Source organism: Cupriavidus sp. GA3-3 (assembly GCF_000389805.1).
Classification (GTDB): Bacteria; Pseudomonadota; Gammaproteobacteria; order Burkholderiales; family Burkholderiaceae; genus Cupriavidus; species Cupriavidus necator_D.
Window position 1 is genome coordinate 40,458 of sequence record NZ_KB944486.1, and the last position, 19,579, is coordinate 60,036.

15 protein-coding genes, 1 tRNA gene, 3 pseudogenes and 2 riboswitches are annotated in these 19,579 nt (G+C 68.3%); of the genes and pseudogenes, 10 read left to right on the top strand and 9 right to left on the bottom strand.

The annotated features are described in order from the left end of the window. The first annotated feature begins 283 nt into the window (after positions 1-283). The gene (locus C265_RS20810; protein ID WP_010812153.1) at positions 284-3,427 is read left to right on the top strand and encodes a multidrug efflux RND transporter permease subunit; all 3,144 of its coding nucleotides are present in this window, start codon (positions 284-286) and stop codon (positions 3,425-3,427) included. Positions 3,428-3,585: 158 nt separating this feature from the next. Here C265_RS20810 and C265_RS20815 read toward each other — a convergent pair whose 3' ends face one another. From C265_RS20815 to C265_RS20830, 3 genes are all read right to left on the bottom strand, one after another. Further along, a complete protein-coding gene (locus tag C265_RS20815) occupies positions 3,586-3,999 on the bottom strand; it encodes a hypothetical protein (RefSeq protein WP_010812154.1) in 414 nt (137 codons plus the stop codon). A gap of 281 nt (positions 4,000-4,280) precedes the next feature. Beyond that, entirely contained in the window at positions 4,281-4,700 is a 420-nt protein-coding gene (gene rnk / locus C265_RS20820) for a nucleoside diphosphate kinase regulator (protein ID WP_010812155.1), read from the bottom strand. Between the two features lie 537 nt (positions 4,701-5,237). Beyond that, on the bottom strand, positions 5,238-5,693 hold the full coding sequence (locus tag C265_RS20830; RefSeq protein WP_010812157.1) for a Cd(II)/Pb(II)-responsive transcriptional regulator: 456 nt from the start codon (positions 5,691-5,693) through the stop codon (positions 5,238-5,240). 204 nt (positions 5,694-5,897) lie between these two features. On the opposite strand from C265_RS20830, the gene C265_RS20835 reads away from it, so the two are divergent. From C265_RS20835 to C265_RS20845, 3 genes are all read left to right on the top strand, one after another. Then, positions 5,898-6,251 carry a hypothetical protein gene (locus C265_RS20835; RefSeq protein ID WP_246840233.1) on the top strand — a complete coding sequence of 118 codons (354 nt, stop codon included), beginning with the start codon at positions 5,898-5,900 and terminating at the stop codon, positions 6,249-6,251. Positions 6,252-6,374: 123 nt separating this feature from the next. Further along, a complete protein-coding gene (gene htpX / locus C265_RS20840) occupies positions 6,375-7,253 on the top strand; it encodes a protease HtpX (protein ID WP_010812159.1) in 879 nt (292 codons plus the stop codon). Positions 7,254-7,339: 86 nt separating this feature from the next. Next, a complete protein-coding gene (locus tag C265_RS20845) occupies positions 7,340-8,425 on the top strand; it encodes a GNAT family N-acetyltransferase (protein ID WP_231881366.1) in 1,086 nt (361 codons plus the stop codon). Between the two features lie 18 nt (positions 8,426-8,443). Here the strand turns inward: C265_RS20845 and arfB are convergent, their stop codons facing one another. Both arfB and C265_RS20855 read right to left on the bottom strand, forming a co-directional pair. Beyond that, complete coding sequence (gene arfB / locus C265_RS20850; protein ID WP_010812161.1) at positions 8,444-8,848, bottom strand: alternative ribosome rescue aminoacyl-tRNA hydrolase ArfB; 405 nt, start codon at positions 8,846-8,848, stop codon at positions 8,444-8,446. Between the two features lie 28 nt (positions 8,849-8,876). Then, positions 8,877-9,703 (bottom strand): annotated as a pseudogene (locus C265_RS20855) (MipA/OmpV family protein). 207 nt (positions 9,704-9,910) lie between these two features. On the opposite strand from C265_RS20855, the pseudogene C265_RS33220 reads away from it, so the two are divergent. Continuing rightward, positions 9,911-10,258: pseudogene (locus tag C265_RS33220) on the top strand (diguanylate cyclase domain-containing protein); the annotation flags it as partial. 77 nt (positions 10,259-10,335) lie between these two features. Here the strand turns inward: C265_RS33220 and C265_RS20865 are convergent. Further along, positions 10,336-10,411, bottom strand: a tRNA-Arg gene (locus C265_RS20865). A gap of 461 nt (positions 10,412-10,872) precedes the next feature. Here C265_RS20865 and C265_RS20870 point away from each other — a divergent pair. Further along, positions 10,873-11,763, top strand: coding sequence for a cytochrome c5 family protein (locus C265_RS20870; RefSeq protein ID WP_010812162.1), 891 nt, complete (start codon positions 10,873-10,875; stop codon positions 11,761-11,763). A gap of 73 nt (positions 11,764-11,836) precedes the next feature. On the opposite strand, the gene hemN is transcribed toward C265_RS20870, so the two are convergent. Beyond that, complete coding sequence (gene hemN / locus C265_RS20875) at positions 11,837-13,321, bottom strand: oxygen-independent coproporphyrinogen III oxidase (RefSeq protein ID WP_010812163.1); 1,485 nt, start codon at positions 13,319-13,321, stop codon at positions 11,837-11,839. A gap of 176 nt (positions 13,322-13,497) precedes the next feature. Here hemN and C265_RS20880 point away from each other — a divergent pair, with 176 nt between their 5' ends. Then, entirely contained in the window at positions 13,498-14,628 is a 1,131-nt protein-coding gene (locus C265_RS20880; protein ID WP_037024928.1) for an ABC transporter substrate-binding protein, read from the top strand. On the opposite strand, the pseudogene C265_RS20885 reads toward C265_RS20880, so the two are convergent. Together C265_RS20885 and C265_RS20890 are read right to left on the bottom strand one after the other, a co-directional pair. Further along, positions 14,614-14,808: pseudogene (locus tag C265_RS20885) on the bottom strand (ATP-binding protein); the annotation flags it as partial. The gene C265_RS20880 and the pseudogene C265_RS20885 overlap by 15 nt on opposite strands. 56 nt (positions 14,809-14,864) lie before the next feature. After that, a complete protein-coding gene (locus tag C265_RS20890) occupies positions 14,865-16,961 on the bottom strand; it encodes a UvrD-helicase domain-containing protein (protein ID WP_010812166.1) in 2,097 nt (698 codons plus the stop codon). Between the two features lie 283 nt (positions 16,962-17,244). On the opposite strand from C265_RS20890, the gene C265_RS20895 reads away from it, so the two are divergent. From C265_RS20895 to gcvH, 3 genes are all read left to right on the top strand, one after another. Beyond that, positions 17,245-17,472, top strand: a complete 228-nt coding sequence (locus C265_RS20895) for a glycine zipper 2TM domain-containing protein (protein ID WP_010812167.1) — start codon at positions 17,245-17,247, stop codon at positions 17,470-17,472. Positions 17,473-17,549: 77 nt separating this feature from the next. Next, a riboswitch (glycine riboswitch) is annotated at positions 17,550-17,637 on the top strand. Between the two features lie 21 nt (positions 17,638-17,658). Continuing rightward, positions 17,659-17,784: riboswitch (glycine riboswitch) on the top strand. Between the two features lie 98 nt (positions 17,785-17,882). After that, positions 17,883-19,010, top strand: a complete 1,128-nt coding sequence (gene gcvT / locus C265_RS20900; protein ID WP_010812168.1) for a glycine cleavage system aminomethyltransferase GcvT — start codon at positions 17,883-17,885, stop codon at positions 19,008-19,010. Positions 19,011-19,100: 90 nt separating this feature from the next. Next, on the top strand, positions 19,101-19,481 hold the full coding sequence (gene gcvH, locus C265_RS20905) for a glycine cleavage system protein GcvH (RefSeq protein WP_010812169.1): 381 nt from the start codon (positions 19,101-19,103) through the stop codon (positions 19,479-19,481). Positions 19,482-19,579: the final 98 nt, after the last annotated feature.

Genomic DNA, 19,579 nt, shown 5'->3' on the forward strand with positions numbered 1-19,579 from the left:
CCGATCCTTCCTGCCGCAGCGCCGGGTTCTCCCCTCAGGACCCCTGCAAGCGCCGCGGTGCACGCCGGCCCCGGTCTGCGGGCCACGCGCCCCCTGACCGACAGGCGACCCGACACGCGGCCAGATCTGCACCATCAGCAACATCGGCCCGGCTTTGCCGCGACTCGACGCCTCTTGCCGCTAAGCCTTGCGGCGTCTCCACACCCAAGCCGTTCCGTTCCAACCGCACCGGAGCCACGGCCGATCTTCACTTGCCGTGCGCCCGTGCCAGCCCTGACCTGACATGGCGTCGTTTTTCCTGAAGCGCCCGGCGTTTGCCTGGGTGCTGGCCATCCTGACCGTGGTAGCGGGCCTGGTGGCCCTGAACCGCATCCCCATCGCCCAGTACCCGGCGGTGGCGCCGCCCACGGTGATCGTCTATGCCGATTACCCGGGTGCGTCAGCGCGCACGGTGGAGGACCGCGTCACCGCGGTGCTGGAGCAGCAGATGCACGGCATCCCCGGCCTGCTCTACCTGGATTCCAGCAGCGAGGGCGGCACCGCCACGGTGACGCTGGGCTTCCGCCAGGGCACCGACCCGCAGCTGGCGCAGGTCAACGTGCGCAACCGCGTGGCGCAGGCCGAGCCCTTGCTGCCCGAGGCGGTGCGCCGCGGCGGCGTCTATGTCGACCAGGCCAGCAGCAGCGCCTTCATGTACGTGTCGCTGGTGTCCGACAGCGGGCAACTGGACGAGACCGCGCTGGGCGACTTTGCCGCGGGCTCGGTGCTGCCGCTGCTGCGCCGCCTGCCCGGCATCGGCAAGGCCGAGCCATACGGCGCCGAGTACGCGCTGCGGATCTGGTTCGATCCCGACAAGCTGCACGCCTTCAACCTGACCACGGCCGAGGTCGAGGCCGCCATCCGCGCGCGCAACGGCAACGTGACCCCCGGCCAGCTGGGCGCCGCGCCGGCGCTGCCGGGCCAGCCGTTCCAGGCGATCGTGCGTCCGCCCGCGCCGATGAGCGATGCGCAGGCGTTCGGGCGCATCGTGGTGCGCGCGGCCACCGACGGCTCGGCCGTGCTGCTGCGCGACGTGGCGCGGGTGGAGTTGGCCGCCAGCGACTACCGCTACGGCTCCACGCTGAACACTCGCAACGCCGCGTCGATCGGGCTGAAGCTGGCCGACGGCGCCAACGTGCTGCAGACCTCGCGCACCGTGCGCGCCGCGCTCGATGCCGCCAGCAAGGGCTTCCCCGGCGACGTGCGCTATGAAATCTCTTACGACGGCGCCACCTTCGTGCAGGCGTCGATCTCGCGCGTGGTGCTGACGCTGGTCGAAGCCACGGTGCTGGTATTCCTGATCCTGTACCTGTTCCTGGGCAACCTGCGCGCCACGCTGATCCCGTGCATCGTGGTGCCGGTATCGCTGCTGGGCACGGTCGCGTGCCTGTATGCGCTGGGGCTGTCGCTGAACGTGATCACGCTGTTCGGCGTGGTGCTGGCGATCGGCATCCTGGTGGACGACGCCATCGTGGTGGTCGAGAACGTCGAGCGCATCATGCGCACCGACGGCGTGGGCGCGATGCAGGCCGCGGCGCGCTCGATGCGCGAGGTCTCGGGCGCGCTGGTGGCGGTGACGCTGGTGCTGTGCGCGGTGTTCGTGCCGATGGCGTTCTTCGGCAGCGCGGTGGGCGTGATCTACCGGCACTTCGCGGTGACGCTGGCGGTATCGATCGCATTCTCGCTGTTCTTTGCGCTGACGCTGGCGCCGGCCATGTGCGCCAGCCTGCTGCGCCACAGCGCGGCGCCGGCGCGCGGGCCGCTGGCCTGGTTCGATGCGCGCTTTGCCGCCTTCACCGGGCGCTATGCCGGCTGGGTGCAGGCGCTGCAGCGCAGGCGGCTGCGCTGGCTGGCGGTCTACCTGGCGTTGACGCTGGCATGCGGCTACGCCTTGTGGAAGATGCCCAGCGGCTTCCTGCCAGAAGAGGATACCGGCGAGATCGTGGTCGATGTCGAGCTGCCCGCCGGCAGCACGCAGGCCGACACGCGCCGGCTGGTGGCCGGGCTGGAACAGTGGATGCGCGACCAGCACTACCCGGTGCATTCGAGCTTTGCCGTGCTGGGCTGGTCCAGCGGCGGCAGCGGCGAGCAGCGCGCCAGCCTGTTTATCGGCCTGACCGACTGGAAAGCGCGCGGACGCAAGCACACGGCCCAGGCCGTGCTGGAGCGGCTGTCGGCCGGGCTGGAAACCTGGGCAGGCCGCGGCGCGGCGCAGCTGTTTGCGTACAACAGCTCGGCGCTGCCGGAACTGGGCAGCATCGGCGGCCTGGACATGCGCCTGGTGGCGCGCCAGCCGGTGGGGCGCGAGGCGCTCTTCGCCGCGCGCGACAAACTGCTTGAGCGCGCCAGGCAGGACCCGGTGCTGGGCGAGGTGCGCGCCACCACCGGCCAGCCGGTGCCGGCGCTGGACCTGAAAATCGACTACCGCAAGGCCGAGGCCTTCGGCGTCGATGCCGATACCGTGCACCACACGCTGTCGGCCACGCTGGGCTCGCGCTATATCGACGAAGTCGCGCGCGAGGGCCGCGTGCGCCGCGTGATCCTGCAGGCCGACGCGCCGTTCCGCATGCAGCCGGACCAGCTCGCGCGCGTGCACGTGCGCAACGCACAGGGCGCGATGGTGTCGCTGGCCGCGTTCGCCTCGCTGGAATGGGGGCGCGGCGAGGTCACGCTGGAGCGCTTCGACGGCTTCAGCTCGGTGCGCATCAATGCCGAGGTCGCGCCGGGCCACACCACCGGCGCGGCCATGACGCGGCTGGCCGAACTGGTGCGCGAGCTGGGGCCGGAATACGACGTGCGCTGGACCGGGCGCGCCTTCGAGCAGGAGCAGACCGGCACGCAGGCGCCGTGGCTGTTCGCGCTGTCACTGCTGTTTATCTTCCTGTGCCTGGTGGCGCTGTATGAAAGCTGGACCCTGCCGCTGGCGGTGATCGCGATCGTGCCGACCGGCCTGATGGGCGCGGCCGCGGCGATCTGGCTGCGCGGCATGCCCAACGATGTCTACTTCAAGGTGGGTGTGGTGGTGATCATGGGGCTGGCGGCCAAGAACGCGATCCTGATCGTCGAATATGCCGAGCAGTTGCGGCGCAGCGGCGCGGGCATGGGCGCGGTGGAGGCCGCCACGCGCGCGGCGCGCCAGCGCCTGCGGCCGGTGGTGATGACCTCGCTGGCCTTTGTGCTGGGCGTGGTGCCGCTGGCAATCAGCACCGGCCCGGGCGCGGGTGCGCAACAGGCGGTCGGCACCGGCGTACTGGGCGGCATGCTGGGTGCGACGGTGCTGGGTACGCTGGCGGTGCCGCTGCTCTATGCCGCGATCGCGCGCAGGTTGCCGCGCGCGCAGCCGGAGCCCGGACACGACTCGACCGCCACGCAGCCGCCTTCGGCATGAGGAGCATGCCTGCGCGCTAACGCGGTCACGAGCCGAGGGAAGAGAAAAGCGCCTGCCTGGCGAAGAGAGAAGGAGGAGGAGGTCAGCCGGGCAGGCGGGAGAGAAAACTTGCGGCCACCGCAGTGGCCGCACGAGGTCTTTGGGAAGACCTGCGAGGATCAGACGCGATAGCCGTACAGCGAGCCGTCACCCGTGCGGGAATTGTCGAGCGCACGATCGGCAATATCACCGGTGAAGGTGTGCGCACCTTCGCTGAAGGTATCGAACTTGTCCTTCTTCGAGATCTCGCCGCTGAAGCTATGCGAGCCTTCGGTGAAGCTGTCGAACTTGCCGTCGCGGCGCGAGCCTTCCGAGTACGGGTCGAAGCGGCCGGTGCGGGCTCCGTCCGTGTATGTATCGAACTTGCCTTGCTTGGCGCCGTCCGTATACACATCATACTTGCCGGCCTTCAGCGCATCGGCGTACACATCAAACTTGCCAACCTTGCTGGCAGCGGGGGCAGCCAACGCCACAGCGGACGCGGCGACCGCCGCGAACACAAGCGCGCCGCCAAGGATACGTCTGGCGATCATTTGGGACTCCTTCAACTGATTTCGTCGTTCTTTCTTGTATGGACCGGGATGAGACTCCGGCCGCCCTGCAATCTATGTTGCGATGCGAGCACGGACTGAAGATTAGTCACAGTCCGCGCAAGCAGAAATACCGCTGCGACGAATGGTGCGTTGCGAGTCGTGAAACGTCTGGCTTGCCGATGAATGGTGTCGATGGATTGCCGGGCACACGCGGCGCAGGACGCGCCTGCGTGGCCCCGGCAGCACGCCTCAGGCGGCCGGGATTTGGCTCGGGATGCGGCTCAAAGCGTGTACTGGCCGCTGGCTTCCGGCTGGAACGCGATCCCGGCGACACTCACCTGCTGCTCGCGGCCGTCGGGCAGCCGGTAGCTGACGGTCTGGCCGGCGCGCGCGCCCAGCAGCGCCTGGCCCACCGGCGACAGCACCGACAGCCGGCCGGCATCAAAGTCGGCCGCGTCGGGGTACACCAGCGTCCAGTTGCGCGGGGCCTGCTCGCCCGGCAGGTTGCAGACCAGGCGCGTGTTCATGGTGACCACGTCGGTCGGGATCTCTTCTGGCGCGACGATGGTGGCGCGCGCCAGCAGGCTGTCGAGCATGTCCTCAAGCTGCGCCGAGCCGGCGCGGCTGGCGATGCGCTCCAGGCGGGTCACGTCGAGTTCGGTCAGGTACAGGGTGGCGGTATTCGTTTTGGTGGCCGTCATGGCGGGTCCTCCGGCAGTCAGGTGGTTTGGCGCGGCCCGGCCAGCATGGCAGGCGGCGGCGGTCAGGTCTTGCAGGTCTGGCGTTTGCGCAGCAGCGCGGACATCAACGAATCCGGCGCGGGCCTTGCGGCAGCGGCCGGAAAACTGAAAACGCTGGCTCGGGCCCGGTTCGGCCCGGGCCCCGCTATGGAGACGAATCAGGCTGGGAACCGGGCGGAATCAGGCGGTGCGCTGATCCGGCGGGGAGAGACCGCGCGCGTGGCGCGCTGGGGCAGGATGTTGGCCGTGACGATCGCGCACGCGTGCGCGCGGCCGGTCCGCATCAGGCGGACAGGCGCATCGGGCATCGGCGTAAGGCGATCAGTCATGGTCATGCAGAAGGGTGGATAAGGGGCAGCGGATGGTTCTCTGAACAGGCGAGCCGTGTAAGTCGTTGCTCACTACATCGCTCACTGGCTGCGCTGCCGCCGGGCCCGTGCACCGCAGCGGTGCGATCACGGGAACAGCCATCGTAGCACAGCGACGTGCCTGCGCGCCTCACCCGTTGGCAGCAGGCCCGGCCTCGTGCGCGCCCGCATGGCATTCGCAGGCCGCGCCGGCGGCGGCCTGCTGCAGGTTCTGCAGGATGCCGCATTCACTGGCGGGCTGGTGGTGGTGGCAGGTCTCGCGCAGCGCGCGCAACTGCCCTTCCAGCGCCTCCAGCGCCACCCGCTGCGCATGGATCTGCGCGATCTGGCGGTCCAGCAGCGTATTGATGTCGTCGCAGTCCTGCGACGGATTGCGCTCGAACTCGCGCAGCCGCCGCACATCCGACAGGCCCATGCCGAGCGAGCGGCAGTGGCGCACGAAATTCAGCTGGACCAGGTGGCCGTCGTCATAGCGGCGATAGCCGTTGGCCTCGCGCCGGGGCGCGTCGAGCAGGCCTTCGCGTTCGTAATAGCGGATGGTCTCGACATCGCAGCCGCTGGTACGGGAGAGTTCGCCGATGCGCATGGTGCCTGGCCCTCGTTTTCTACCCTGTAACTACTACAGGGTAGGCGACAGTGTAGGCCAGTCTGGCAGGTCTTGCAGGAGTTACTGATACGGCACATATTGAGCGAGTGACGCCGACGTGTGACGGACCCTGCAGGGCGGCGCCTGTGCCTTGCCGCATCCTGTAGAATTCCTCCTACATCTACCGATAAGCCGTCCCCCTTCGTGCGCTCCCTCCGGCTACTCCTGCTGGTCATGATGCTGGCCTTCCTGCCCCTGCCGGGCTGGGCGGCGGCGTTCGCGCACGCCGAGGTGGCCACCGGCGAAATGTCGGCCGCGCCAGCGGCCAACATCGGCAACGACGACGCTGCCGGCGTTGCCGCAACGGGCGAGCCGTCGCCCGCCTCCGAAGCCGCCGAGCCGCGGTGGCAGCCCGGCGCCGACCTTGCCGAGCAACTGCTGCCGGCATCTCCGTTGTGCCTGGCCACCTGGGGCGGCCGCGCCGGGCCGCCGCGCTATGCCGGCGCCCCGCTGCCCGAACCCGACCTGCCGCGGCTGCCGCGTCCGCCGAGCGCCTGAGTCCCACCGGCGCGGCCTGGCCGCGCCCGCCTGTTCCTGCGTGCCGCGTCTGAGCGTGCGGCGCGCGTCTGCGGCCCGTCCGCATCCTGGCTGTACCGCCCTACACACCACTGCTCCATACACATGAAACGCGTATTGCTTTTCCTGGCGACCAACCTCGCCGTCATGCTTGTCCTCAGCATCACCGCCAGCGTACTGGGGGTGAACCGCTTCCTGACCGCCAATGGCCTGAACCTGGGCACGCTGCTGGCGTTCGCCGCCCTGATGGGCTTCGGTGGCGCCTTTATCTCGCTGCTGATGTCCAAGACCATCGCCAAATGGTCGACCGGCGCGCAGGTCATCACCCATCCCAGCACCAGCACCGAGCTGTGGCTGGTGCAGACCGTCGAAAAGCTGGCGCAGCGCGCCGGCCTGCCGATGCCGGAAGTTGCCATCTACGATGGCGAACCCAATGCCTTCGCCACCGGCGCGACCAGGAACAGCTCGCTGGTAGCGGTGTCCACCGGCCTCCTGCAATCGATGTCCCATGAAGAAGTGGAAGCCGTGCTGGCGCACGAGGTCGCGCACGTGGCCAACGGCGACATGGTCACGCTGACGCTGATCCAGGGCGTGGTCAACACCTTCGTGATCTTCCTGGCGCGCGTGGTCGGCTACTTCGTCGATTCGATGCTGCGCAAGAACGATGAGGAATCGAGCGGCCCTGGCATCGGCTACATGGTCACGGTGATCGTCTGCGAGATCGTGTTCGGCATCCTGGCCAGCATCATCGTGGCGTGGTTCTCGCGCCGCCGCGAGTTCCGTGCCGATGCGGGCGCGGCCGGCATGATGGGCACGCCCACGCCGATGGTGGCGGCGCTGCGCCGCCTGGGCGGCCTGGAGCCGGATGGCCTGCCGCAGAACATGCAGGCGATGGGCATCGCCGGCGGCAAGTCGTGGATGGCGCTGTTCTCGAGCCATCCGCCCATTGAGCAGCGCATTGCCGCGCTGCAATCCGCGCGCTGAAGCCCGGGGCAAGCAATGCCCGGCGCCGCGGCCTGACTCTGGCGCGGCGCCGGCTACCTGACAGGGAGTTTTCGATGCGATCGAGCGTGCTGGAACCGACAAGCCCCGCGTGGCGCGACACGCTGGCGCGATGTCGCCATGATTGCTACCACACGCCTGGCTGGCATACTGCCGCTGAGCGTAGCGACCACGGCAGCGCCGCCGCGGTGCTGGTGCGTGACGGCGCCCACGAATTGCTGGTTCCGCTGGTGCGCCGGCCCATTGGCTGCGGCAGCTGGGATGCCACCTCGGCCTATGGCTACGGCGGCCCGGTGTTGAGCACCGATGTCCCGGCCGGCTTTGCCGAGGAGGCACTGGGCGCGGCGCTCGCGCTGCTGCGCGAGTGCGGCTGCGTGTCGTGGTTTATCCGCCTGCACCCACTGCTCAATGCCGACTGGGACAGCCGCCTCGGGCTGGTGGTGGATCAGGGCGAGACGGTATCCGTCGACCTGACCAAGAGTGCCGAGCAGCTATGGCACGAAACGCAGGCGCGCCACAGGCAGGGCATCAACCGCGCCCGGCGTGCCGGCGTGAGCGCACGCCTGGACCGTGATTTCGCCAGGCTGCCGCGCTTTATCGCGCTGTACAACGCGACCATGGCGCGCCTGGGCGCGTTGCCCTACTACTTCTTCGACACGCAGTACTACCGCACCCTGGTGCGCGCGCTGGGCGACGACCTGCTGCTGTTCGTGGCTGAGGAAGACGGCTGCATGCTCGGCGCGGCGCTGTTCACCGTGGCCCGGGGGACGGGCATCATGCAATATCACCTGTCCGCCTGGGACTGGGCGTACCGCCACCTCCAGCCGACCAAGACCGTGATCCATGCCGCGCGCGAATGGGGCCGCACCAACGGCCTGCGCTACCTGCACCTGGGCGGCGGGCTGGGTTCGGTCAAAGACTCGCTGTATGAGTTCAAGCGCGGCTTTTCGCACGATACGCATGTGTACCGGACCCAGCGCCTTGTGGTGAACCCCGACCGGTACGTGGCGCTGTCCGGCGGTGACAAAGCCACGCTGTATGACCTGGGTGGCTTCTTTCCGGCTTACCGGCGCCCGGGCGCGCGCTTCGGGCCGCCGCAGGCGGATGCCGGCGACAACGTGCCGGCGCTCGCGGCATTCAAGACCGGGACCTGAAGCCGGACTGCTGCGGCGCTAGTCGACCACCCGGCCCCGCAGCACCTTGACCTGACTGCGCTGGCTCTTGGATTCCAGCCGGCGCCGGCGGGATGCCAGCGTGGGCCGCGTGGCACGGCGCACGCGCGGCGGCGTGGCCACGCTGCGCACCAGTTCGTGCAGCCGCCGCACCGCTTCGTCGCGGTTCTGGTCGAGGCTGCGGAACTGCTGCGCCTTGATCACCACCACGCCGTCGCGCGTGATGCGGTGGTCGTGCAGCGCCAGCAGGCGTTCCTTGTGGTCAGGCGCGAGCGAGGAGGCATGCACGTCATAGCGCAGGTGCACGGCATTGGACACCTTGTTGATGTTCTGGCCGCCCGCACCCTGCGCCCGGATCGCCGTGATCAGGTATTCGTGATGGGGGATGACGAGGTCGTCGGTCATGGTGGGATCATAGCAAGCGCTGGTGGCACTACCGCCACGCATAGCAGATGCCAACCCCGTAAGTGACCTGGTTGCGCGTGCCGCGCTGGGTCACGATGGGGCTGTCGGCGGCATCGCCGGTCAGGCGCTGGCCGTACACCATCGCCCCCCATACCAGTGCTTGTCGAACTGGTAGAGCAACGCCAGCCAGCCGGTGAACTGTTCCAGGCCCCCGCCCGGGCTATAGACAGGCAGGCCGCTGGCCGCCGAATCCGACGGGGTGACGCCGAAATAGGTGCGGTTGAAACTGCCGCTGACCCACGTCGCGCCCAGGCCGGCTCCCGCATAGACCCGCGGGTGCTGCGGCACCCACAGCGAACCCGTTGCAGCGATATGCGTGCCGCCGTAGATGATGCCGGCATTGGTCATCACGTTGACGCCGCCGCGCAAGCGCCAGGGGACACGGCCCTGGTTCAGGTATTCATAGCCGACGTAGCCGCCGGCCTCGAACGTGGTGTCGATCTCGTGCAGGCGCGAGACCACCGGATCGTCAACGTCGTTGCGTCCAAGGCGCAACCCCACTGCCGGTCCCCACTGGAAACCGGTTAGCCCGCCAAAGTTGAACTGCGCATACGGGCCATACCATTCCAGCAGCCGGCCGCCCGGCGTGACATAACGCAGGCCCGGCACCACGCCGATCATGCGGTCCTTGCCGCCGGCAAACTCGGTGGTAGAGCCAATGCCAAGCCCGGCCATATTGGGGAGCGAACCCGGCAGGCTCAGCGGCGCAGCGGACACCGAGGTTGCTGCGCCGGCGAGCAGCAGTGCTGCCAGCACGCCGCCCAGCTTGCGCAGGGGCGTTGTCGAAATTGCCATGGTGGTTTCCGGGAGCGCGGCACACGGCCCGCCGCGCGAGATTGCGTGGATCGAGTGAATCTATCAGCACTGTCGCGCGGCACGGCGAGGTGCGTGCTGAGAGTTTTCAGGGCGCGATTTAAAGCCGCGCCCGCTGTGCTGACCCGCTGATGTGAAATGTTCCGGCGCGGTTCGGGCACGCTGCGCGCAGCCGACGGCAGCCGCATCATGTTCCAGCGCATCGGCAACAGCACCCTGGCGCTGGTCGACTACTTCTCCGCCGCCGACCTGCTGCTGCGCACTGCGTTGCACCTGAGCGCCGTGCTGGCCGCCAGCGCGCTGGCGCTGGCGTTGCTGTTGTGGGTCACCTTGCAGGGCATCGGCAAGCTGTTCTCGCACTGCCTGGCGCGCGGCGAAGCGCTGCGCGCGCTGCCCGAGACCGACTCGCTGACGGGCCTGACCAACCGCCGCGAGTTCGAGGCGCGCTTCGGCATCGAGTACGAGCACTGCCTGCGCGACAAGACGCCGATGTCGATGCTGATGATCGATATCGACCGCTTCAAGCGCATCAACGACAACTGGGGCCACGCCAGCGGCGAACGCGGGCTGCGGAAGCTGGCCAGTGTCGTCGCACTAAACTTCGGGAGGAATTTTGGCGCGCCCGGCTGGGATCGAACCAGCAACCCCTGCCTTCGGAGGGCAGTACTCTATCCATTGAGCTACGGGCGCACAGGACGGTTTTGCAACCGGTTTGTGGGTACAGCGGTTGCGGCGGGCGAGTGCCGCCGCAGGAAAGTCGCATAGGATACCGCGTTTGCCCCGTGCCGTCCATGCGGGCCCGCCAGGGGCTTTAGGGAACGTCTCGCAACCGCCGCTTTTTGGCACTGGCGGGGGGCCTTTGGCGCTATAATCGCCAGCTATTTGCGTCAAATCGTGCCCGCCACACCGCCGATGCAATGAGTCGACCGGGGTCAAGGCCGCGCGGCTTGTTGTCGGCGACAATCAGGTCCGGTCCGGGAGACAGTCCGCAGCGCGCAAATAGCAACAGACCCAAGTCAGGCAAGGGCCGCAGCCAGCACGGGCGGTCCGCATGGGGCCGGACAGCGGTCAGCGAGTGACCAAGACCGGGCCAGAATAAGCAAGCCGAGCGTAAGCGGCCAGAAGGTTTCCTGCAAAACTGAGAGTTCTGTATGAGCGACGTCCACAACGAACACGACGAACACGAGTCTCCCATCAAGACCCCGAAGCAACTGATCGCAGTTGTGATCGCGGCTTTCCTGGTGCCGATCATCGTGATCATTCTGCTGGTCAACTTTGTCGGACACGGCTCGACTGAAAGCGCCGGCGCCGCCACCACGGCGGAAGCCGTCAACGACCGCATCAAGCCGGTTGCCTCGCTCGAAATCAAGGATCCCAACGCGCCGCGCGTCTTCAAGACGGGCGAGCAGGTCTACAAGGAAATCTGCGCCGCGTGCCACGCCACCGGCGCAGCGGGCGCACCCAAGTACGCCAACGCCGGCGACTGGACCGCGCGCATCGGCCAGGGCTTTGACGGCCTGATGAAGTCGGTGATAAACGGCAAGGGCGCGATGGCCGCGCGTGCCGGCACCACGCCGGACGACTACGCCGACTACGAACTGGCCCGTGCCGTGGTCTACATGGCCGACGCCGGCGGTGCCAAGTTCCCGGAACCGGCTGCCCCGGCTGCCGCCGCGCCGGCGACTGCCGCAGCCCCTGAAGCCGCCGCTCCGGCCGCCGGTGCCGCGCCTGCACCGGCAGCTCCCTCGGCAGCGGCCCCGGCAGCTGCTGCCGCCGCACCCGCTGCTGCGCCGGCCGCCTCGGCCGACGTGGGCAAGAAGGTCTACGAGCAGGTCTGCGCCGCCTGCCACGCCGCCGGCGTGGCCGGTGCGCCCAAGTTCGGCGACAAGGCCGCCTGGGCGCCGCGCCTGAAGGAAGGCATGGACGCGGTCCACAACTTTGCGCTCAAGGGCAAGGGCGTGATGCCGCCCAAGGGTGGCTACGCCGGCCCGGACGCCGACGTGATCGCCGCCTCGGACTACATGGCCAACGCCGCCAAGTAAGTCCGCCTGCTGCAAACAAAAAGCCCGCGCACATTGCGCGGGCTTTTTTTCGTCCGTACCGCTTGCGCGGCCGCTACACCACGCGCGAGTACCGCGCCCGCGGCACGAAGCGCACCGGCTGCGCGCCATCGTTGGCGGCAACGGCCTGGGCACCCGTGGACGCTGGCCGCGCGGCGTCTTCGCGCAGGTAGCGGTCGAACACCATCGCCACGCGCCGCACCAGCAGCCGGCCCAGCGGCGTCACGGTGATGCGGTCCGGCGCGCATTGCACCAGTCCGTCCGCGCCCAGCGCGGCGAGGTCGGCCAGTTCCGGCGCAAAGGCCGTGCCGAAGCGGATGCCGTGGCGCGCTTCCAGCGCCGGGATATCGAGCACTCCATTGCACATCAGGGCGCCGATGATCTCGCGCCGCAGGTGGTCGTCGGCGCTCATCGCCACGCCGCGCGCCAGCGGCAGGCGGCCGTGGTCGAGCGCGCCGTAGTACTCGTCCAGCGTGCGCGCATTCTGCACGTAGCGCCCCGCGATCGCGCCGATCGCGGAAATGCCGAGCCCGACCTGGTCGTAGCCGGCATGCGTTGAGTAACCCTGGAAGTTGCGCTGCAGCCGCCCTTCGCGCTGGGCCACGGCGAGGTCGTCGTCGGGCAGCGCGAAATGGTCCATACCTATGTAGACGTAGCCCTCGGCGCTCAGCCGCTCGATGGTGGAGACCAGGATGTCGAGCTTCTCGCCGGCGGGCGGCAAGGCGTTTTCATCGATGCGGCGTTGCGGCTTGAACACATGCGGCAGGTGCGCGTAGCTATAGACCGAGAGCCGGTCGGGGCGCAGCGCCAGCACCTGATCGATGGTGCGGCCAAAGCGCGCCGCGGTCTGGTGCGGCAGGCCGTAGATCAGGTCCAGGCTGACCGAGCGGAAACCCAGCGTGCGTGCGGCATCCACCACGGCGCGGGTCTCTTCGAAGGGCTGGATGCGATGGATGGCCTGCTGGACCTTGGGATCGAAATCCTGCACGCCCAGGCTGACGCGGTTGAAGCCCAGTTCGGCCAGCAGCGCCATGCGGGCGTGGTCGACGCGGCGCGGATCGATCTCGATCGAATGCTCGCCCTCGGCCGCCAGCTCGAAATGCTCATGCAGCAGCGCCATCACGCGGCGCATCTCGCCGGGGTCGAGGAAGGTCGGCGTGCCCCCGCCCCAGTGCGACTGCAGCACCTGGCGGCGCGGCCCGAGCCGGTCTGCCACCAGCGCCATTTCGCGGCCCAGGTAGTTGACGTAGCGGGCGCTGCGGCCATGGTCGCGCGTGATGATCTTGTTGCAGCCGCAGTAGTAGCAGATGTTCTCGCAGAACGGGATATGCAGGTACAGCGACAGCGGCGCCGGCGCGTCGGCGCGGCAGGCGGCCAGTGCGTCGTGGTACAGCGACAGGTCGGGGCCGTTGTGGAAGCGGTCGGCCGTCGGGTACGAGGTATAGCGCGGGCCGTTGCCGTCGATGCGGCCGGCCAGCGCACGGAAGTCGGACAGCGCGCGGCGGTCGGGCGCAGGGGAAGTTATGGCAGACGGGATCATGGGGGCGCGGGGGTATGAGTGTATGACGGCCCATCGTAGGGCCGCACCGCCGCCGACGCGTTGACCGCCGTCAAGCGCGGGCATTGGACCCTGCGGGCGGCAGGCGTCACATTGGTGTCATGTGCGGCGGATACGCTGCGCGCCACCGCCGGCCCGCGCGTCACCTGCCCCCTGCAATGCCAACTCCCGACCAGACTCCGATGTTTCCGCCGTACCTACCGCTGCGCAGGCACCTGGCAGCACCGGCCCGGCACCGGCGCCGCCTGCTTGCCGCCGCCGGCGCGGCCCTGGCCCTGCCCGCCTGGCCAGCACTGTCGCAGGCGCGCCGCACGATCGTGGTCGGCCACCTGCTCGACCGCGGCGGCGCACAAGCCGACCTTGCGCGCGACTACCTGGCCGGGGCCAAGGTCATGTTCGACGCCGTCAACGCCGGCAACGGCCCGGTGCGCATCGCGCACGTGGTCCGCGACGCCGATCCCGACCCGCGCCGCGCGCTGGCGCAGGCGGTGTCGCTGGCCGATACCGACCGCGCCGAGCTGCTGTTCGGCCCGGGCGACCGGCTGTTGCCGGCGCTGGCGGCATCGGCCGAGCTGGGCCGGCGCGGCGTGCAGATCGTGGCGCCGCTGTCGGGCCTTGCGCTGACGGCCGACAACGTCTGGTTCACCCGTGCCGACTACCAGGCCGAACTGGACGCGGCGGTACGCCAGCTGCGCAGCTACGGCATGACCAGCATCGCGCTGGCCCTGGCGCCGGACTTCGCCGCCCCGTCGCTGGCCCGGCTGGAGGCGCAGACCGGGACGCGCGCGGTGCCGCTCGACGCCAATCCCGAGGCCGCCGCCCGGCGCATCGCCGCCACCCGCCCGGGCGCGGTGATCGTGGCGGGCGATACCCTCGCCTACGCCGGACTGGGCCGCGCGCTGGCGGTGCAGGGCTGGTACGGTTTCCTGGTCGGGCTGTCGTCGGTCAGCGCCACCGCCGCGCGCGAAATCCTGGGCGCTGGCTACAACGGCGGCATGGTGCTGACCCAGGTCGCGCCCGGGCCGCAACAGGCCACGCTGCGGGTGGTGAAGGAACACGTGGCGCGCATGAAGCAATACCTGGATGAGCCGCCGTCGCCGGCCACGCTGGCCGGCTATATCGGCGCGGCATGGCTGGCGCGCGCGCTGGCCGGCCTGCGCGGCAGCGGCGCGGCCGAGATGCGGCGGGCACTGCAGGGGCGCGTGGACGTGGGCGATTTCCCGCTCGACTTCACGCACGGGCAGCGCGGCTCGCAGTACGTCACGCTGGCGGCGTCAGCCGCGCGGTAGGGACAGGCGCGCGGGCAGGCCGCCTTCGGGGCGGTTGCTCAGGGTCAGCTCGCCGCCATGGCGCGCGGCAATGTCGGCCGCGATCGACAACCCCATGCCGACCCCGCCGGTGGCGCGGCTGCGCGAGGATTCGACGCAGTAGAACGGCTCGAGCAGCACAGCCGCCATACCAGGTATGCCTGCACCCGGCGTCTTGTCAGCTGGTATGCCTTTGTATCGGGACTGTAGCGCCCCGTTCAGCCCGGGGCCGTCTTGCCGCCGGTTCCCAGCAGTGCCTTGAGCGCGCCGAGCCGGTCCTTGGGGCTCATCGCCGGGGTTTCATCCACCGGCGCAGGCGCCTCCTCCAGCTTCATCTCGCCGATAAAGCGCGAAGGCTGGCACGAGTAGGTTTCGCGCGCACGCTTGCGCTTCTTGCACCAGCTGACATGCAGGCTGCGCTGGGCGCGGGTGATGCCGACATACATCAGCCGCCGCTCTTCCTCGATCTTCTCGTCGCTCATGTCCTCGTCTTCGCGGCAGTGCGGCAGGATGCCCTCCTCCACACCGACCAGGAACACGTGCGGATACTCCAGCCCCTTGGACGCATGCAGCGTGGACAGCCGCACCGCGTCGGGATCTTCCTCGCGGCCTTCCAGCATGCTCATCAGCGCCACGGTCTGGGTCAGCTCCAGCAGGTTCTTGCCTTCGCTGCCGAAGCCGTCGGCATTGTCGAAACCGGTGGCTTCCTCGCCCTCGGCGCCTTCGGGCTTGGTGCCCTTGCGCTTGAGCCAGTCCAGGAATTCCAGCGTGTTGGTCCAGCGCGACTGCGCCTGCCGTTCGTCGAAGCTGTCGTACAGGTAGGCCTCGTAGTGGATCCCTTCCATCAGGTCGTCCAGCACCACGGTGGCGGGATCCTTGGCCGCGCGGTCGGCCAGCCGTACCATCGATTCGCAGAACACGCGCAGCGGCTCCAGCTGGCGCGGCTGCAGCTTGCCTTCGATACCGCCCATCATCGCGGCCTCGAACAGCGACACCTTGGCCTGTCCGGCAAAGGTGCCCAGCACTTCCAGCGTGGTGTTTCCCACGCCGCGGCGCGGCGTGGTGATGGCGCGGATAAAGGCGGGATCGTCGTCGGGATTGGCAATCAGGCGCAGGTAGGCGCAGATGTCCTTGATCTCGGCCTTGTCGAAGAAGCTCTGGCCGCCTGAAAGCACATAGGGAATGCGCTCGCGCCGCAGGATCTGCTCAAACAGCCGCGCCTGGTGGTTGCCGCGATACAGGATGGCGTAGTCGCGGAACTGCGCGCGGCGCTCGAACTTGTGCGCGGACAGGCGGAACACCACCGACTCGGCCTCGTGCTCCTCGTCGTTCATCGGGTGGATGGCGATGGGGTCGCCCATGCCGTGCTCGCTCCACAGCTTTTTGTCGAACAGCTTGGGATTGTTGGCGATAACCGCGTTGGCCGCTTCCAGGATGCGCACGGTGGAGCGGTAGTTCTGCTCCAGCTTGATCACCTTCAGGTCCGGAAAATCGGTCTGCAGCCCGCGCAGGTTGTCCAGCGTGGCGCCGCGCCAGCCGTAGATGGCCTGGTCGTCGTCGCCCACCGCGGTAAAGGCCGGCGCGCGCAGGTGCGAGCCGCCCGCCAGCAGCTTGAGCAACTGGTACTGGCAGGCGTTGGTGTCCTGGTATTCGTCGACCAGGAAGTAGCGCAGGCGGTTCTGCCACTTGAGCTGCACCGCTTCATTGCGCGCGAACAGTTCGGCCGGCAGGCGGATCAGGTCGTCGAAATCCACCGCCTGGTAGGCATGCAGCGTGGCCACGTAGTTGCGGTAGACCAGCGCGGCCTGGTGCTCGTCGGCATTGGCGGCCTGCGCGATCGCTGCCTCCGGATCGACCATGCCGTTCTTCCACAGCGAGATCGTGCCCTGCACGCCGCGGATCAGCTTCTTGTCGGTGGTGCCGAGCTGCTCCTGGATCAGGCCGAAGCAGTCGTCCGAATCCATGATCGAAAACTGCGGCTTCAGGCCCACGTGCTCGGCCTCCATGCGCAGGATCTGCACCCCGAGCGAGTGGAAGGTACAGACCGTCAGCTGTTTGAGCGGAATGCGCTTGCCCTCGCGCGTAGTCTTGCCCTCCATCAGCTTGCCGATGCGCTCCTGCATCTCCTTGGCGGCCTTGTTGGTAAAGGTGACGGCGGCGATATGGCGCGGCTCGAAGCCCTTGTCCTCGATCAGATGCGCGATCTTCTGCGTGATCACCCGGGTCTTGCCGGAGCCCGCCCCGGCCAGCACCAGGCAAGGGCCGTCCAGGTAGCGGACGGCTTCGGATTGGGCGGAGTTCAGGCCATGGGTCATGCGTGGGATGCGGTTGGAGGCAGGGAAATCGGCAGGAACAGCGGAAGGCCAGGCGGGACACGCCAGCACCCAAGAAACGGGCACGGCGGCAAAGCTGCCGATGTTAACACGCTGGCCGCGGCAGGTCAGTCAGCGCAAGCCGCGTTGACACGGCCGGTTGTGTCAACGGCGTAACACTTCGTAAAGGCCGGAGCCAATCGCGCAACCAAACGCTCTAACTAGTATGTCCCCCTGGCCTGCGCGGCGGGGTTGACATGCTTGAATCATCACATCGGAGCCAATAATGAAAACCCTGCAGACTTTGACCAAGGTGACCCTGATCGGCGTGACCGTCGCGGCCTTTGCCGGTTGCGCGGATATGACCCCGAAGCAGCGTAATACCGCCATTGGCGCGGGCGCGGGCGCCGTGGGCGGCGCCATCCTCACCGACGGTAGCGCGCTGGGTACGCTGGGTGGCGCGGCCGTGGGCGGCGTGATCGGTAACGTTGTCACCGACGACAAGAAGAAGTAAGCCAGACCACCGCAGCGACAGGTACGGCAGGCTCCCCTGGCCCGTTTGACAAAGGCCGGGGCCTCCCGTACATTGCGCGCATCCGACCGGGAGAGCGCGCATCGCCTGCGCCGCCGAAGGGGTATCACCCGAAAACTCTCAGGCACCACGGACCGATCGGATCGGCATGCAATATGCACACGATGCATGCCGAACTCTGGAGAGCGGCACCCGCCATTCGTGGCGAGCGTGCCCACCGAAGGGGCGCACGAGGACGGGGTCCGGCAGGATCCGCCTTGTAATCTCTCAGGTATCGAGGACAGAGGGGTCATCCGCCGCAGCGGATTGCCACGCCACATTCAGGCGCGGCGAGCGTTGCGGCGGATGGCCCTTTTTTGTTTTCGCCAACCGAGACTGCCCCAGAGGATTCCATGACGCTCCAGGCCACGCCCCTCAACGCCATCCACCGCGCCCTCGGCGCCCGCATGGTTGATTTCGGCGGCTGGGACATGCCGGTCAACTACGGCTCCCAGATCGAAGAACACAATGCTGTGCGCACCGACGCCGGCATGTTCGACGTGTCGCACATGTGCGTGGTCGACCTCGCCGGCGCCAATACCCGCAGCTTCCTGCGCGGCCTGCTGGCCAACAATGTCGACAAGCTGCAGACCCCGGGCAAGGCGCTCTACTCCTGCATGCTGGATGAGAAAGGCGGCGTGATCGACGACCTGATCGTCTACTTCTTTGCCGAGGACCGCTTCCGCCTGGTCGTCAACGCCAGCACCGCGCTGGGCGACATCGAATGGATCCGCGCGCGCAATGCCGCCACCGGCAGCGATGTGACCATCACGCCGCGCCGCGAGGACGTTGCGCCTGCAGGCGTGCAGCCTCTGGCGATCGTCGCCGTGCAGGGGCCCAACGCCCGCACCAAAGTGTGGAGCACTTTCCCCTCGACCCAGCCGTCGGACACGCTCAAGCCCTTCAACGCCGCCGTGGTCCAGGACCCGGCCCTCGGCGAGATCATGGTGGCGCGCACCGGCTACACCGGCGAAGACGGCTTCGAACTGGTGGTGCCGGCCGAGAACGTCGCCGCCGTCTGGGAAAAGCTGAACGCCGCCGGCGTGCGCCCGGCGGGCCTGGGCGCGCGCGACACGCTGCGCCTGGAAGCCGGCATGAACCTGTACGGCCAGGACATGGATATCAACACCTCGCCGCTGGATGCGGGCCTGGCCTGGACCGTTGACCTGCAGAGCGAGCGTGACTTCACCGGCAAGGCGGCACTGGCCGCGGCCGGTTCGCGCCAGCAATTCCTCGGCCTGATCCTGCGTGACAAAGGCGGCGTCCTGCGCGCCCACCAGAAAGTGATCACGCCGGCCGGTGACGGTGAAATCACCAGCGGCACCTTCAGCCCGTCGCTGTCCCAGTCCATCGCCTTTGCCCGACTGCCCAAGGATGTCGCCGTGGGCGATACCGTGCAGGTGGAGATCCGCGACCGCAAACTCAACGCGACTGTGGTTAAACTGCCGTTTGTGCGTAATGGCAAGGCACTCGTGAGCTGAGGCTCATACCAACGGTCGCCCTCGCCTGCCGGCAGCTTCGCCGGGCAGGCATCACCCAACAAGAAACAAATCTGTATCCGGAGAACCTTCATGAATTTCCCCGCTGACCTCAAGTACACCGAGTCGCATGAGTGGGTACGCGTCGAAGCCGACGGCACGCTCACCATCGGCATCACCGACCATGCGCAGGACGCGCTGGGCGACATCGTCTTCCTGGAACTGCCCGAAGTGGGCAAGTCGGTCGGTGCCGGCGACGCGCTGGCAGTGGTGGAATCGGTAAAAGCCGCTTCCGACATCTACGCCCCCGTGGCCGGCGAAGTGATCGCCGTCAACGAGGCCGCCACGGCTGCCCCGGAGAGCGTCAACGCCGACGCCTTCGACGCGTGGCTGTTCAAGCTCAAGCCGGCCAACGGCGACGACGTCAACGGCCTGATGTCGGCCGACGCCTATAAGGCCAGCGTCGGCGCCTGACGCCGGCCGCGCCGGTCCATGGTTGGACCGGCCACTGCAGACTGACGCGCGCCGTCCCGGCTGACCACCGGCCGGCGCGCACCCCACGAGGTTCTTGC